Origin of the sequence: uncultured Kriegella sp. (assembly GCF_963975415.1) — a bacterium.
In the GTDB taxonomy this organism is placed as follows: domain Bacteria; phylum Bacteroidota; class Bacteroidia; order Flavobacteriales; family Flavobacteriaceae; genus Kriegella.
On record NZ_CAXBGN010000014.1, the window covers coordinates 92,234 to 106,274 of the forward strand.

The window sequence follows — 14,041 nt, forward strand, 5'->3', positions numbered from 1 at the left end:
TTTAAATTTGAAACTTTGAAATTAGTTTGACTTGTAATTGTGGGAAGTCCGCTTTATCCTGTTCAGTGAGAAGATTATTGGCCACTGTCTCATAATTGGAATAGATGGTTGCCTTTGGGTTCTTAGATACAATTCTTGCGATGACACTTTTATGTGGGTGGCCGTGCCCTGAGCTATTAGTACTGATAATGTAATTTTGGGTATCTACCAGCTCAAACAACTCTTTATTGTTGTTAGCTTTACTGCCGTGGTGAGATACTTGCATAAACTCAACCTTTACGGCATTTTCTTTTGAATGGCCAAAATCTTTTAAAGCAGCACATACTTCGCTCGGATGTGAATCTGCAAGCAGTAAAACCTTCTTATTTCTGTAAGAAATTAATAGAGTAATACTACTGCCGTTTTTCTCACTTCGGTCTTGCCTAAATCGGAAAGATGGATTTTTTTCTTCAGAAATTATGTCACTTAGATTTTTGTGCCAATCATTTCCTGCTGCGGTATATTTTATATCACCTGTTTTTTCCTGATAATGTTCAAGTAAATTCTCTAACTGTTTATGCGTAGGTGTAAGAATATTGACTTTTAAACCGAAACCTTCCCATTCTAATCCAGCTTTAATGATGCCATCACGGTCAAGATTATGCTTTTCAAGATACTTTTGAAATTCTATTCCTTCATCTACACCAGTAAGGACATTAGACCCATCAGCAAGGAATAAATCTAAATCATCGTTTTTTGGTTTTTTCAAATACCTTGCAATTGCTTCACCAGAATTGAACCATACTTCTTTAATAAAATCAGGTGCTTTTTTATCCTGCTCAAACCATTTCAGAAATCCTTCAATATGGTCGTTATCTATATGGGACAGAATGAGCAAATCAATATTTTCTTTCCTATACTTAATGTCATCTATTACTCTTTTTAAAGGGCCATTTCTTCGTACCCTGTCAAAGTAAGTAGCTTCACGACCGCCATCTACAAGAATATTTCTTGGTTGGTCATTCTTATCTAAAAGATTGATATAGATAGCATCCCCATTACTTGCCTTTAAAAATTTAATTTTCATCAATAGAAATCATTTGTATTATACATAGGCATAGGGTTCACAAAACTGTGGACTTAAGATTATCAAAAAAATAAGTGGGGGAAAACTTAAATTTGATTTTTTAAAAGTAATAAATTTCAATCAAAATTTTAACAAATTTTCACACTTTCAAAAAACGCAAATGAATTTTGGGATTATCTATTTCTAAATATTTGCTAAAAGATTTAAGCAAAGCTGTAAAACTTAAAAATGCTCGCATTTGAAATCAATTAAGACTAAATCGTGTTATAAGATGAGGAATGCAGAAATGTTGTACCTATGTTATACCCATGCCTATTTTCTGTGAGCTTTTGAAATAAAAAAGCCGAAGAGAAATCTTCGGCTTTAAGTGCGGGCGGGGAGACTCGAACTCCCACGCCGTGAAGCACTAGATCCTAAGTCTGGCGTGTCTACCAATTCCACCACGCCCGCTTTTTCAATATTTTAAGAACTTTTATTTGGATAAATCCTAAGTCTACCATGTCTACCAATTCCGCACCCGCATATTAATATTTTTATGAACTTTTTCTTGCTTAGCCCCTAAGTCTAATCTGCTCATATAAGCTTCAATATTAATTATACTGATAAAAAAAATCCGAATAATTTGAAGGGTTAGTGATAATTTTAAGAATCTAGTAATGCACTTTAAATAGGGGGACTTGTAATTGAAGAAAAATGCTATGTAAATCTAGATTTTCAAACTTACATACCTAATAAAAGGCAGGAAATATGACCTATAATAATTGATAAGATTGCAAACTCTTTACATTAAGCCTTTTCATCATGATTCTTGAATTGTCCTTAAAGTCAATTAAGTAACATTAAAAAAATTTGACTCTTTACAAAATCCACTTATTGTAAAGAGACTGATTATATTATCGAATCATTTTTAGATATAGCCCAAAATCTTAGCTAGGTAAATTTTTTTAAAATGTTATCTTGTGAAGCCATTTTCTACCTTTCCTTCTATTCGTTCAAAGTAATATAATAACCATTGTCAACCTTAATCGAAATCTCCCCTCTGCGAAGTTTTTGATTGACCGAATCAATGTCCTCATAAGCATACAGATATTTTTTACCAACCTTAAAAAAGCTAACTAGACCCAGTTCCCGTAAAGCTTGCATTATTTGGCCATTATAGGATACACCAAGCTTTTCGCAAAATGCCTTTCCGGTCAAATTAAGTGGCTGTATGTTTACCTGGTTGCCCATTAAATTCCAATAATACCCTACCCTATTTTATTTCCCTGTTCTCCTTCTTTTCTTCTTTCGCTTCCTGCGGTCGAAATCTTCCAGTTCCATTTTGAACGGAGTGAAAGGTTCGTCATCTAGGCCATCCTTTTGAGTGCCTCCCAAATCGTATTTTGGTTTTCCACCAATTTGGACTGTCCCTCCCTCAGCATCTTTTGCCTTTCCGATAGTGTTACTTGATTGGCCTGTATCCGGAGCAACAACTCCTTTATTTCCTTGTTCTGGATGATTATTTTCGAGAATAACTGCACGGTCTCTGATTTGTTCATAATCGATCTTTTTTATGATGTTGTTCCATGAATATTTTCGGCCTAGGCTGCTGCCCTTATAAATCACTTCTTCATATTTGAAGGAGATACCGGAAACCCTTCCCGTGGTCTTGCTGATATTGAATTTTGGCCGGATATTTCTTGACAGCAATTCATAGAGGAATTCCTCTGTAGTAGCTGAACGTTTTAACGCTTCCCTCAAATGATGTTGAAGCAGGCTTTTAATCGGTGCTTTGCCTGTCCGGAGCGATTTTTCTATCTCTTTTTGAGTTAGTGCCGCCTCTCTTTCCAAGCTTGCGTCCGGTAGCTCTGAAAGACCAAATTTCTTTTCCAGCTTGCGTACCAAGCGTTCGCTGCGCTCGTAGTCCCTACTATCGCTGACCAGCGCTCCAGATAGTTTTACCCTATTGGCAACGATATGGATGTGTTGATGGCTTTGGTCGTCATGGCGGTACATGATATATTGGTTGTCATCGAACCCCATTCCCTTGAGATAATCCAATCCTATCGAAACGAATTCACTATCACGCATCTTATCGCCCGGCGGCAGGTTCAGGGACACATGATAGACCGCTTTGCCAAGTCTCGGGCGTAACTGCCGAATTAAATTGAACTCCTTGGTCATATCGACCGGGCTGCCCAATTCTATATTCGCATCCAGCACAGTGGCCTGGCCCAGTTCCACCTTTTGTTGGTTGTAGGCCAACAGTCCATAAAAATCCTTGCCCTTTATCTGTTTTGCAATCATTTGTTGGTGATATTCGACTTTAATTCATGCAAGAGGTGCCGCAACTCTCCCAAGCGACGATACAAGTCTTTAGGGGAATGCATACGCAAATGTGCGTTTTTGGTCAGTTGGTTGATGTTGTTGCCGATCCGGCTCAACTCGACGAACAATCGTCTGTCCTCCGGTGTCACCTTGGTTCTTGGTAGCGGTCTGCCCGTTACCTTTTTACGGATGTAGTCCGGTATGCCCATGCCCAACGTGGCCGCATTTCTAGAAACTATAAGGTATTCATTGACCGTCATGCGTACATTGACCCGTATCGCTTTCAATGATTCAATATCCTTTTTTGGCCGTGCCATAATCCAGGGGTTTGGGGAGGATCCCCGACAAGCCTCGCGAACGAAGTGAGCGGTTTTTGCTTGCAAAAACATGGCTTGCTACGTGACCTCCGATTAACTTAGGCCAAACCTAAAACATATCGCAATTCAGTAAGGACTTTGTCGTACACCGAGTGTTGTACGGTAAATGGATTCAACAAAGTTTTACGTCCTCGAAAAGGGTTTTGAGAGAAGCCTCGGCTTCAGGAACCTCAAAATATCTATGGGATTCCAATACGAGATGCTTTAATGCAGATCTATAGCGAGCTTTGCCATGGGCGTTGTCCTCATAAAAAGTACAGGGGTCTTTGGGATGCACCTCCATGGGTGTGGTAAAGGATTTTATGTCCCTGTTCATATACTCGAACCGTTGGGAAGCCCTTCGGTGGATACCCTGAAGGGTAAGCTCTTCGGGGTATTTGGGTACATTGTAATAAAGCTCTTCCAAGATGACGATAAAGGCCCGTCTACGCGAAAGTTTCGGTTTTTGAGAAGCGATGCCGATTGCATTTTGTACATCACGTACCAAACGCTCGGCCAATAAAACCTGTGACCGGGAATATTCCTTGCCGTTGACCTCGGGATGTTCCTTCTTGGCCAAATCTTCCAGATAGCTGAGCAGTTTTTCCGACGGAATCATAATTTAGGTCCGCCCCTGCGTTTGTTTATGTTTGGAGTTCGCTCTATAGCATTTACCAAGACCTTGGCAAGTTTTTCGGACCGAAGGGAGAGGCCGAGCAGGTGTTGTTGCACTATAGAACCCGCCAACAAATAATCGGCCATTGTAGTCTTCCCAGGCCAGAGCTTTGCCTTTACGACAAGATGTAGCAGTACTTGTTCGTGGGCATCGAGACTATAGCGTGCATTTTCCAGTTCCTTATCAAAATTTTTGAGATAAGCTTCGGGGCGTGGTTTCTTTTCTTTCACGGTTTTCTCCACTTTTTTCCATTGGGCCTGCGTCGAAAAACGCGCTGTTAAATAAGCTATGGAGAATCGGCCATATTCCCATTTTCGGTATGACGTAGCTTGGTCCAATAGTTCCATTTCTACAAAATCCGCTAGCGGTTCATTGGACAATGGCCGTTTCAAATCACATTCGATATTTTGGAGTGCTTCCAACTGTAACATCGCAGGACTATCCAGATTGTTCATCAGATGTCTTACAAAGGTTTGGGATAGGTCGAACAGTGGTTGTTTGCCTTCCAGAATTGCCTTTAACAGCAGTTCCCGTTGCCCTTCGGATACCTCGTCATAATGAAGCCCATACGTAAAGATGGCCGTGATGAGGGTTTTCAGTTGCTCGTCCGAAAGCGTGGTCTTTTTGTGGGAAGGGGAAAGACCATCCAGTTCACTGATGACCTCAACGAAAGACTGTCGGTCTATCGGCCGACTGAAATCCAGTACTTTATATAGGGTTTCCGACATGGTATAAATTTAATCAATATAGATTGTTCTCAACTTTTAGGCAAGGGAAATTCCACTCCCATTCTCCAATTCAAAGCGTTCATCTTTTCTAAAAATCCTTGGATTCCTTTGACCAAATTTTCATAGGCTGGGGAATCCCCATAAATCATTTGCTCTTGCATGGTTTTATAATCTGCCTTCCAATCGTCCTCATACTCAGGGGGTGGGATGGGCCGTATATCCTGAGGTCGATGCAGATTATAATCGACCCCACCAAGTTTTGTGAATACATATCTATGATTTACAATGGTTTCATATAAACCTTTGTCGTGGATGGCATTGACCGCAAATTCCGTTTTCGATAATTGGAAAATATCGTACAAATGACGGCTTAACCTATCTACCCTTATCTTTTCCTTGGGACGTTGGAATTCCTCATGCAATAGGAAAAGTTTTTCCAAAAAAGTCCTTTCAGGGGTTACGGATGGGACATTTACTGGAGACTCGACAAATTCGGCATCGGGATATTCTTCGTCAACAAAGGAGTTTATCGGTTTTAATCGAAAAGGTTCCCTTAAGGAGCGACAGCCAATCTCGACCTGTACTCTTGGTTGGATGTATCCGGGGGATTTGGTAAGATAGGGATAGTAGATTTCTATGATACGGGGGTCTTGGTCACTTGATTCGGCCTGAATGATATTGAAACCCACATCCTTAAATCCATTGCTCTTGAATCGCTGCTGCAACTCTGGATAAAATTTCCCTGAAATATAGGAGCTGGTTTCTTTTCGGAGCTTGGTCAATTCTTTTTTTGATAGTTCCCCAGAATATCCAAAAAATCCACGGTCAGCGGCAAGGTCGATATCTTCGCTAAATCGATCTATCAGTTTCCAAGCCTTGCTTAGCGACGTCCCGCCTTTAAATACCAAATGTTCCGCTATCCCCATTTCAAATATTATTCCCAATGTACGGACGACCCACCAGTCCTTTTCAGCAGCAAAATCGGGGATACCCGTTTTGTTTTCTACATTTTTAAAGATGGCAAGCCGATCTTCTTTGGGTATATCGTAGAATGTCATTTTATCCATTGTCCAAGCTCTTTTCCATAATTTTCCGTATCCATGCCGGAGCCAATGCTATATCGTGAAGCAGGTCTTTTTGGTCTTCTTTTTTCAATAGGGCAATAATCTTTGCTTCTTCCTCGTCCGTTAATTGTTCCTTTCCGATCTCGCGAAGGGCCTGTATGACCAGTCTGCTTATCTCGCCCTTGGCCGATAAATTCTTGGGGGTGGTCTTCTTTAGTTTTATGCTTCGCTTCCCCAATTTTATTTCCCGGGGAGCTCCATCGGTAAGAAAGACAAGTTTCATGGGTACCTGTGTGCTAAGCCCCAATGCACTTAAGGCATACACTCCGGTAGGCACCAACCTGATCTTGTCCCTTTTGGCTATTGCCCTAGCAATTTCCTCTGCCGTTGGCAATACCTCTCCCGCATATTTACTTGTCTTGGGGCGTATATAGATTCCTTGGGCCACTCTTTTTATATAACCTTCTTTTTCAATCCTGTGGAGAGCTAGCCGTATGGCTTCAGGGGAACCCAATCCCCGAAAATCATCGGGGAACACTAATTCTCCCCGCTCCTTTTTGGAAATGGATTTTTTTATTTTGGACTCAACACTCTGCATAACACATTCATCTTATCTGTAACAAATTTAGTAAATTTTTGTTACAGAATACCTTTGGCTATTAATCTATTCCTACAATAGTTGCCTTCAAATTTGTTTGCGTAAAAAACGGTAAAATATCTTAAATACGGGAATCAACGGTACACACACCGAACAAAGTTCTCGTACACTATGGAACTACAAAACACGTTCCGCAAAGGTATGGGACCCCGATAGGGGCTTCCATACGTTTGCGTCCCGTTTCGAGGGGTTTGAAAATCAGTAGCCGGAAAGACGACCGAATGCGAGCCAGCGCAGCGTGCTCGCTTGGTCAGGCTTGAAGGTGGAGGGTTTTCAACTCCCGCAGAAACCATGGGGAGGGAGAGAAAAAGACGGACAAATAAGATCGATCAGTCCAATGATATGGTCAGGAGTACGACCTCGGCCATCTTTTAGCGATATAATATCCCCAGACCGATAGTTCCATTGCCCCGAAAAGCCATATCAAGTCCTTGATAAATGGAATGCCGACCATGATGAAAAGAAATAGCAGTAACGGTATTCCCAAAAAACGTTTGAGCCTGAGCATTCCCTGTAGAATGATCCACATAAAAATGATGAATCCCAAAAAGGGAAGCTTTTCGTATAGAATTTCAAGCGATAGCATGCACATTGGATTTTATGGGGAGCGGATTCGTCCTGCCTGTTTCAAGGTTTACGAATGCCCCGTGATATTTGATTTTTTTGTTCACTAAAAGTTCGTAGAGGCAATGGACGGCCATTGACGACAGGGCATCATTGATGAACAGCGATTGTTCCTGCAACTTGTCCGCATAGCTACACCCTTTACCCTGTTCCACCTCATCCTCCATTTTTGATAGGTCGGGGAACAAATCAACTATATGATCTAACTTTTGGTTTTGCACCTCCCTATTCGAAGGCCGATCATTGTGTTGCAGATTTCCGAGGACATACTGACCAAAGTATTTCCCGTTGCCCAAATCCAACCAATAATGTTGGTTCTCATAGGGATAGGAACTTGAGTGTGGGTGTTCCAACACCTTTGCCAGTTCCAACCTAAAATCGGCACCGTCCACACAGCTAATGATCAAATTGGCGTGCAATCTTTTATCGTCCGCACCTATCCGTTCGGGAACGGCATCCCATTGCAGTCCGAAGGTATGGTTGACCTTGGTTACGGCACAAATGGCCTTGTTGCCCCCAACATCCTGTGGGGCGTACAATTGTCGGCCCACGTTCGAAGGCTGTACCATATCCCCGTCGAAAACGGTCACATAGATGCCTGGATGCCCCAACTGCACCAAGGCATGGTCGAGCCTTGCCAAACGTGCCAACACGAGGGAACCATTGCCCCCTGCCCCGACCAACGCAATGGTTATGGGATGGGTGGGAGCGAAAAAATAATTCGGGGCGTAGTGGTAATCAGTTTTCATAGACATGCTGTAAAAGTTGGTGGTTCGGGAGTAAAAGGGCTTCCTCGAAATGCATTGTCTCGTGCATCTGGAGCATCAACTCAGTGTAGTTTCCGTTCAGCAGATGGTCGTGGTTCGTATGGGTAAACACGGACAGGAAAAATTGCTTTTCCACAAAGGCCATGATGTCCTCATAAAAGTCCAAATGGCGATAGTGCAATGTCGCATCGCCCATGCACACCTTTCCAGAGGCGTATACATTCATAAAAGGGGCATGGTAGAGTTCCGTATCGTCATGGATCGGCTTTTTTCGTGTTATCGCGAAAACGGACAGCGATTCCCCCGAAAGGGAAAATACCAATTTGGGTATGGGGTATGTTCCCGTAGGTATGTCCAATTGCTCTTTAAAAAGTAGCCTTTCCACGGGTCGGTCACAATACCAGACCAATTGCAATGTCCCCTTGTCCCTAAAATAGAGCAATTGTTTGGGCAACCGACCCTTAAAGGAAAACTCACTTTGGTCCACATCGACCAATTTGAGCATGTCCCTTACCATATCCATGGTAAGCGGAGACCCTGCCCCCAATTTCCCGTTTCGAACGGTATGCCTTGAAAAGTAACATTCGTCTCGTCCGTAATACCCGTTTATGGCCTCATAGCCTATGATGGCTATTTTGGGTTCAAAATGAAATTTCGGGTCGTGTAGGGTGTTTTCTTCCATCAGAGTTTTTTTAAGAGTTCGTTCAAACGGTCCATAAAATTGAAAACGGCATTTACCTGCCCTTCCTCCCGCATAAAAAAGGCCTTGGTCTCTTTACCAATGGTAAGGGAGGTATCGTAGATGGCATGGGAGTAGCCATACTGCGCAATCTCGTTTACAAAGTTGATATAGCCGTTTTCCAGTTGGGAATCCTCACTATCCAAAAAGACGATCAGGTCGTCAACTTCCATATCCATATCGTCTTCCAAGAAACAAAGGTTGGCAAAGGCATTGAATTCAATGGCAGGGGCTTCCAACAGCAAATCCCGCATCATTTTGAACAAGGTGTTCTTTGGACGGTAGCCACGCATACAGGCCAGCCAATCGAAATCCTCGTACTCTGCATAATCGGAAGCATGTGCCTCGATAAAGCACAGAACGCATGGCTCCTCGGCACAGCAGTCTGTCTTGGGGTCGGATTCGGATTCCGAGACCTCGAATGACCATTCGAGCAAACATTCCAAGAGGTAGCCCATCCGTTTGAATACATTGTCAAAGGGCAATGAATGCACAAAGGACAGCAGGCTAGCGAACAATTTTGGACTGCGGATTCGCAGCGAAAATATCGGGGCCATTGGAATCGCCCAAATATGGTGCGCCTCAAAAACGGGTTTCATGACAAGGATGCCATTATTTCCCTCTTGTGTACATACCTCCTTTACCATAGCATCCGGAATTTCCCTGTGCAATCGTTGCAATTGTTCGAAGAACCGCATTTCAGGGCTACCGTTCATCAATGCGATTTCTTTGCCCGAAAGCGTGTCCAACGCATTTTTCGTTAGTGTGCCTAGCGTGTCCCATCGATTTTCGTCCCCATCGGCGAATACCTCGAATCGGGGCAAGATCGGTATGGTCAGGTCAGAAAAAAACAATCCCCTTGTTGGATGTGTTTGGGTCTTCGTGTTCCCGATGACGGCTTCGTCCGCGAATCCAGAATGCCGAACAAGGCCTTGTGGAAGTGTGACAGTTCCTCTTTTGATGGTATGTGCTTCTTTTTCATTCATCGCTATCCTTTGGTTCCCGCTATGGTCTTGAACATAATTTCATGACGACCCTCGACAATGCCATTGTCCACGATCTTGGCGTTGGTCAGTTCGGGATACACCGAGGCATAGTGGTCTTTGATTTGATCCGGTGTCCAGTTCGGGTCGATGTCGTCCAAGACGGATTCACCCGAAACGTTCTTTAGCATAAATTTTCGTTCCAATCCTAATACTTCCATAATGCTTGTGGGTTAAAAAAAGGTGGGTTGTTGATAGGCTTTCATATCCTCGATGGTTTTTTTTGCCAAAGCGTCGTTTTCATCGAGTTCCAGTACTTTGTTGGCCAGATCCACGGCCTTCTCGTGTTCGACCATAGGGTTAAATTTCTTGCCCTTGACCAGTTCCTTTAGGTCGGACAGGGCCTTTTTCTTTTTCTCCTTGCGGTCGTTCGCCATTTTGGTCTTTTCTTCGGCCTTTTTCAGGTTGCTGAGATAGCCGTTGGCATTGTCGAACAGGACTTTTGTTTCCTGCATGGGTTTCCCCAACCGATCCAAAAAGACGGTATCGATTTCCTCGATACTGCCCTTGAGCGTGAAGGGCCTTATCGCTTTCAGGGCGTTGTCGCCCTCCGATGCCTTTGGGAGCAGGGAGACCGCACAGTTCGTACCGTGAAAGGAGACCGATATGGAGAATTGCCCGATGCCCGTCCTGCCCAAAGATTTAAAGAATGTTTCCATAGGTATTGCTTTTAATTGTTGTTACAAGATACCCCCAAGAACCTTTAAAACATTGAATATTAAGGGTTTAAACCACAATCAGCTTCTCCTTCCCCTAACCACAGAATACGCCCCGAAGGGGCGTTGAAACCGGTGTCTGCCTATTGGAGTTGGGCGGTGTAGTTGTACTTATCTGGATGAGCTTTGAGCGCCTATTAAATTTTTATGGAAATAATTGGCGATAGCTTTCTGGAGATCGAGGAAGTGATAATGTATTTATCTATTAAAATGTCCTATAAAAGGTCAATTAACGAGAATACTAAAAAAGACCAGGGTTGGGACACCTTGACAGAAGCAATAGCATTACGTTTAAACAGTCCCGTAAAATTCGCCGTTTTCTGGAACACTTACTGTTATCTTCTTCAACTCAATTAATTGGTTTTTATGTCTGGGAGAATTATCGCATTAATTCAATACTTTTATTGTAGGTATACTGCGTTTATATTCAATGATTGATGATATATTCTTGTTGTGCCTCATACAAAAGAAACTAAATGCAAGAATTAGAATCATTACAGAACATATTTAAAAACAGGATTTTCAAAATCCCGGACTACCAACGTGGATACGCTTGGACTACAAGACAATTAAAAGACTTTTGGGAAGATGTGGTAAACCTGCCACATGACAGATTTCACTATACAGGACTTCTATCTTTGAAAAAATTGAATAGACAAACTTGGTCTTCTTGGAATGACGAAAAATGGCTGATTGAAGATAGAGGCTATAAACCATTTCACATCGTTGATGGACAACAAAGGCTGACAACCTTTGTGATTTTTATTCAAGTTATTTCTGAATTGCTGAAAGAACTACCTTCAAATTCAGAGAATAAGGAAGATGATATTTATTTAGGTTCTTTCAGCTTGAAAGCTATCAAAGAATCATACCTTGTAATTGAGAAACCACCACAATTTATTATCAAGACATACAAATTTGGATACGAAACAGACAATCCAAGTTTCAAATTCCTAAAGCATAGGATTTTTCTTGAACGTAACAGCGGAAGTATTCAGGAAACCTTTTACACACTAAACCTTGAAAATTCTAAGAAGTTTTTCAAAGAGAATCTGGCCGAATTCTATAATGAGTATGGTCTGTCCGAAATTGAATCACTCTTTAAAAAGCTGACGCAAAACCTAATGTTTAACGTCTATGAAATTAGTGATGACTTTGATGTTTTTGTCGCTTTTGAAACAATGAACAATCGAGGGAAAAAGCTTTCCAACCTAGAACTACTAAAAAACAGACTAATATACCTCACAACACTATATGAAGAGGATGAACTGAAACCAGACGAACGAACTTCACTTAGAGAAAAAATCAATGACGCTTGGAAAGAGGTATATTATCAGTTAGGCAGAAATAAGAAATATCCCTTAAATGATGACGATTTTCTTGTAGCTCATTGGATCATGTATTTCCAATACTCAAGGGAAAAAGGAGACGATTACATTCGTTTTCTTCTTGAACAAAAATTTACTCCTCAAAATATCTACGCAAAAACAGAAGTAAAAGTAAGTTCCATACAAGAATTTGAGGAAATCAAAGAGAATGAAGAAACTGACCAAGAAGAAGTTGAAACAAACGGAAATGGAGAAGAAAAAACCGTTCTTCGCTCTAAACTTACACCGAAAGAAATTGAGGACTATGTAAATAGTCTTAAATCCGCAGCAGTTCATTGGTACAACACAAATCATCCAGTAAATAATCCTGACCTACCAGAGATAGAACGACTTTGGATTGACCGTTTGAATCGTATTGGAATCATTTATTTTCGTCCATTAGTCACAGTTTCTTACTTGTCAAAGATGGAAACTGTTGATAGAGTTGGACTTTTTCAAGCAATTGAACGTTTCATATTCGTAACCTTCCGACTCAGTAGAGCTTTTTCAACTTATAGAAATAGTGAATTCTATCGAGCAGCAAGACAATTAAGGAATAATGAACTCTCGATTGATACGATAATTGAAAGATTGAATGAACGAATGAACTACTGTTTCTACACGCCCCAAGAATCAGAAGAAACCTATTTTGACTATACATACTTTCAAAAATTCATTGAGAAGAAGTTTAAAAGTGGCGGTGGTTTCTACAATTGGAACGGCTTAAGATATTTCCTCTATGAGTATGAAATGGAAAAAGTACGACAAAGAGGTAGCCAAAAGATAGATTGGAAACTGTTTGTAAAAGGAGAAAAGGATAAAATATCAATCGAGCACATTTACCCTCAAACTCCTGACAAGAAGTGTTGGAAAGAAAGTTTTAGAGAATACAAAAAACAAGAACGACATTATTTTCAAGGCACATTAGGAAATCTTCTCCCCTTGTCTCAAAGCATCAATTCTAGCTTGCAAAATGACTGTTTTGTTAACAAGAAAAACCCAAAATACAATGATAGAAAAGACAAAATCAGACAAGGTTATTCAGACGGTTCACATTCAGAGATAGAAGTTTCAAATTATCCTGATTGGAACGCAGACACAATTTTGGAAAGAAGCATAAAGCTATTAGAATTTATGGAAAAGAGATGGGACTTAAAATTTGAGGACGAAAGGTCAATGGCGGAACTGCTTTTCTTGGATTTTATGTACGAGGAAGAAATTGAAGAAACGAAATAAAAGTACGAGGGACATCGATGGCCATGCGTAATGCTGGCGGAACTGCTAACATGAAACCGAGAACATTTAATAAACTAAGTGCTGAACGGAAAGGAAAGAGTCTTGAGATTCCGCACTGCGCATAGCCGAAACTTTTCTACATATTGTGTAAATCGTGCTTCTAGATTCAATGACTTAAAGCATAGGCAGCACATTCGTTTTTTTGCCGACAGACACAATCCAACGCTAAAAAACAAAAGAACTGCTTCTTTCCTTACTTATGGTATTTTCAAACAATCAAGAAAGGTTTTTTAACTAATCAATATACTTCACTAATTTTGTCATCAACTGACAAGTCAAAATATTCAAGTCAAATGAAGAAACATTTTGGAGAATACATCAGACAACTAAGAACCGATAAGGGATTTACGTTAACTCAGTTAGGTGCAAAACTCGAATTAGATTCAGCAAATTTGAGTAAAATAGAGAATGGAAAAAGGGATTTTGATGAAAAACGATTAAACCTTTTAGCCTCTGTATTTAATTTAAACTTAGATGAATTAAGGATTGAATTTCTTAGTCAAGTGATTGCAAAAAAAATTTACGAAAGTAGTTGCTCACTTGATGTTCTTCAAGTAGCAGAAAAAAAAGTTAATTATTTACGTCAAGCTAACTTAAAACAAAAAAGTTTAAAGTTTTAACTAATAGTAAACCA

General features: G+C 40.9%; 16 protein-coding genes and 1 tRNA gene. 2 read left to right on the forward strand and 15 right to left on the reverse strand.

All coding sequences use genetic code 11. The annotated features are described in order from the left end of the window. Position 1 precedes the first annotated feature (1 nt). The 15 genes from AACZ88_RS21440 to AACZ88_RS21510 all read right to left on the reverse strand — a co-directional run bounded on the left by AACZ88_RS21440 (position 2) and on the right by AACZ88_RS21510 (position 10,687). Positions 2 to 1,066 carry a hypothetical protein gene (locus AACZ88_RS21440; protein WP_109649973.1) on the reverse strand — a complete coding sequence of 355 codons (1,065 nt, stop codon included), beginning with the start codon at positions 1,064 to 1,066 and terminating at the stop codon, positions 2 to 4. Positions 1,067 to 1,434: 368 nt separating this feature from the next. Next, positions 1,435 to 1,516, reverse strand: a tRNA-Leu gene (locus tag AACZ88_RS21445). 534 nt (positions 1,517 to 2,050) lie between these two features. Further along, on the reverse strand, positions 2,051 to 2,296 hold the full coding sequence (locus tag AACZ88_RS21450) for a hypothetical protein (protein ID WP_109649972.1): 246 nt from the start codon (positions 2,294 to 2,296) through the stop codon (positions 2,051 to 2,053). A 27-nt stretch (positions 2,297 to 2,323) separates the two neighbouring features. Next, complete coding sequence (locus AACZ88_RS21455; protein ID WP_109649971.1) at positions 2,324 to 3,352, reverse strand: relaxase/mobilization nuclease domain-containing protein; 1,029 nt, start codon at positions 3,350 to 3,352, stop codon at positions 2,324 to 2,326. Further along, positions 3,349 to 3,690 (reverse strand): plasmid mobilization relaxosome protein MobC, encoded by a 342-nt coding sequence (gene mobC, locus AACZ88_RS21460; protein ID WP_165357355.1) that lies wholly within the window; start codon positions 3,688 to 3,690, stop codon positions 3,349 to 3,351. The genes AACZ88_RS21455 and mobC overlap by 4 nt, the downstream gene beginning before the upstream one ends. 172 nt (positions 3,691 to 3,862) lie before the next feature. Beyond that, positions 3,863 to 4,348, reverse strand: coding sequence for a hypothetical protein (locus AACZ88_RS21465; RefSeq protein WP_109649969.1), 486 nt, complete (start codon positions 4,346 to 4,348; stop codon positions 3,863 to 3,865). Beyond that, positions 4,345 to 5,133: a hypothetical protein gene (locus AACZ88_RS21470; RefSeq protein ID WP_109649968.1), complete on the reverse strand. Its 789-nt coding sequence runs from the start codon at positions 5,131 to 5,133 to the stop codon at positions 4,345 to 4,347. The genes AACZ88_RS21465 and AACZ88_RS21470 overlap by 4 nt, the downstream gene beginning before the upstream one ends. Before the next feature lie 29 nt (positions 5,134 to 5,162). Continuing rightward, on the reverse strand, positions 5,163 to 6,200 hold the full coding sequence (locus AACZ88_RS21475; protein ID WP_109649967.1) for a nucleotidyl transferase AbiEii/AbiGii toxin family protein: 1,038 nt from the start codon (positions 6,198 to 6,200) through the stop codon (positions 5,163 to 5,165). Then, a complete protein-coding gene (locus tag AACZ88_RS21480; RefSeq protein ID WP_109649966.1) occupies positions 6,193 to 6,795 on the reverse strand; it encodes a DUF6088 family protein in 603 nt (200 codons plus the stop codon). Before AACZ88_RS21480 ends, AACZ88_RS21475 begins: the two co-directional genes overlap by 8 nt. Before the next feature lie 406 nt (positions 6,796 to 7,201). Continuing rightward, positions 7,202 to 7,441 (reverse strand): hypothetical protein, encoded by a 240-nt coding sequence (locus tag AACZ88_RS21485; RefSeq protein ID WP_129654155.1) that lies wholly within the window; start codon positions 7,439 to 7,441, stop codon positions 7,202 to 7,204. Further along, positions 7,428 to 8,228, reverse strand: coding sequence for a PRTRC system ThiF family protein (locus tag AACZ88_RS21490; protein ID WP_170117816.1), 801 nt, complete (start codon positions 8,226 to 8,228; stop codon positions 7,428 to 7,430). Before AACZ88_RS21490 ends, AACZ88_RS21485 begins: the two co-directional genes overlap by 14 nt. Continuing rightward, positions 8,218 to 8,928, reverse strand: a complete 711-nt coding sequence (locus AACZ88_RS21495; RefSeq protein WP_109649963.1) for a hypothetical protein — start codon at positions 8,926 to 8,928, stop codon at positions 8,218 to 8,220. Before AACZ88_RS21495 ends, AACZ88_RS21490 begins: the two co-directional genes overlap by 11 nt. Further along, positions 8,928 to 9,971, reverse strand: coding sequence for a hypothetical protein (locus tag AACZ88_RS21500; RefSeq protein ID WP_109649962.1), 1,044 nt, complete (start codon positions 9,969 to 9,971; stop codon positions 8,928 to 8,930). Before AACZ88_RS21500 ends, AACZ88_RS21495 begins: the two co-directional genes overlap by 1 nt. Positions 9,972 to 9,973: 2 nt before the next feature. After that, positions 9,974 to 10,189, reverse strand: a complete 216-nt coding sequence (locus AACZ88_RS21505) for a PRTRC system protein C (RefSeq protein ID WP_109649961.1) — start codon at positions 10,187 to 10,189, stop codon at positions 9,974 to 9,976. 12 nt (positions 10,190 to 10,201) lie between these two features. After that, a complete protein-coding gene (locus AACZ88_RS21510; RefSeq protein ID WP_109649960.1) occupies positions 10,202 to 10,687 on the reverse strand; it encodes a PRTRC system protein E in 486 nt (161 codons plus the stop codon). Between the two features lie 533 nt (positions 10,688 to 11,220). Between AACZ88_RS21510 and AACZ88_RS21515 the strand changes: the two genes are divergently transcribed. Both AACZ88_RS21515 and AACZ88_RS21520 read left to right on the forward strand, forming a co-directional pair. After that, positions 11,221 to 13,347, forward strand: coding sequence for a DUF262 domain-containing protein (locus AACZ88_RS21515; RefSeq protein WP_109649958.1), 2,127 nt, complete (start codon positions 11,221 to 11,223; stop codon positions 13,345 to 13,347). Positions 13,348 to 13,700: 353 nt separating this feature from the next. Beyond that, positions 13,701 to 14,027, forward strand: coding sequence for a helix-turn-helix transcriptional regulator (locus tag AACZ88_RS21520; protein WP_109649957.1), 327 nt, complete (start codon positions 13,701 to 13,703; stop codon positions 14,025 to 14,027). Positions 14,028 to 14,041 lie beyond the last annotated feature (14 nt).

What these genes read in the sequence shown, in the direction of transcription:
- AACZ88_RS21510 (WP_109649960.1), bottom strand. Translation starts at nt 10,687, where the DNA reads ATGGAAACATTCTTTAAATCTTTGGGCAGGACGGGCATCGGGCAATTC.
- AACZ88_RS21490 (WP_170117816.1), bottom strand. Translation starts at nt 8,228, where the DNA reads ATGAAAACTGATTACCACTACGCCCCGAATTATTTTTTCGCTCCCACC.
- AACZ88_RS21520 (WP_109649957.1), top strand. Translation starts at nt 13,701, where the DNA reads ATGAAGAAACATTTTGGAGAATACATCAGACAACTAAGAACCGATAAG.
- AACZ88_RS21475 (WP_109649967.1), bottom strand. Translation starts at nt 6,200, where the DNA reads ATGGATAAAATGACATTCTACGATATACCCAAAGAAGATCGGCTTGCC.
- AACZ88_RS21455 (WP_109649971.1), bottom strand. Translation starts at nt 3,352, where the DNA reads ATGATTGCAAAACAGATAAAGGGCAAGGATTTTTATGGACTGTTGGCC.
- AACZ88_RS21495 (WP_109649963.1), bottom strand. Translation starts at nt 8,928, where the DNA reads ATGGAAGAAAACACCCTACACGACCCGAAATTTCATTTTGAACCCAAA.
- AACZ88_RS21470 (WP_109649968.1), bottom strand. Translation starts at nt 5,133, where the DNA reads ATGTCGGAAACCCTATATAAAGTACTGGATTTCAGTCGGCCGATAGAC.
- AACZ88_RS21450 (WP_109649972.1), bottom strand. Translation starts at nt 2,296, where the DNA reads ATGGGCAACCAGGTAAACATACAGCCACTTAATTTGACCGGAAAGGCA.
- AACZ88_RS21440 (WP_109649973.1), bottom strand. Translation starts at nt 1,066, where the DNA reads ATGAAAATTAAATTTTTAAAGGCAAGTAATGGGGATGCTATCTATATC.
- AACZ88_RS21480 (WP_109649966.1), bottom strand. Translation starts at nt 6,795, where the DNA reads ATGCAGAGTGTTGAGTCCAAAATAAAAAAATCCATTTCCAAAAAGGAG.
- AACZ88_RS21485 (WP_129654155.1), bottom strand. Translation starts at nt 7,441, where the DNA reads ATGCTATCGCTTGAAATTCTATACGAAAAGCTTCCCTTTTTGGGATTC.
- AACZ88_RS21465 (WP_109649969.1), bottom strand. Translation starts at nt 4,348, where the DNA reads ATGATTCCGTCGGAAAAACTGCTCAGCTATCTGGAAGATTTGGCCAAG.
- AACZ88_RS21515 (WP_109649958.1), top strand. Translation starts at nt 11,221, where the DNA reads ATGCAAGAATTAGAATCATTACAGAACATATTTAAAAACAGGATTTTC.
- AACZ88_RS21505 (WP_109649961.1), bottom strand. Translation starts at nt 10,189, where the DNA reads ATGGAAGTATTAGGATTGGAACGAAAATTTATGCTAAAGAACGTTTCG.
- AACZ88_RS21500 (WP_109649962.1), bottom strand. Translation starts at nt 9,971, where the DNA reads ATGAATGAAAAAGAAGCACATACCATCAAAAGAGGAACTGTCACACTT.
- mobC (WP_165357355.1), bottom strand. Translation starts at nt 3,690, where the DNA reads ATGGCACGGCCAAAAAAGGATATTGAATCATTGAAAGCGATACGGGTC.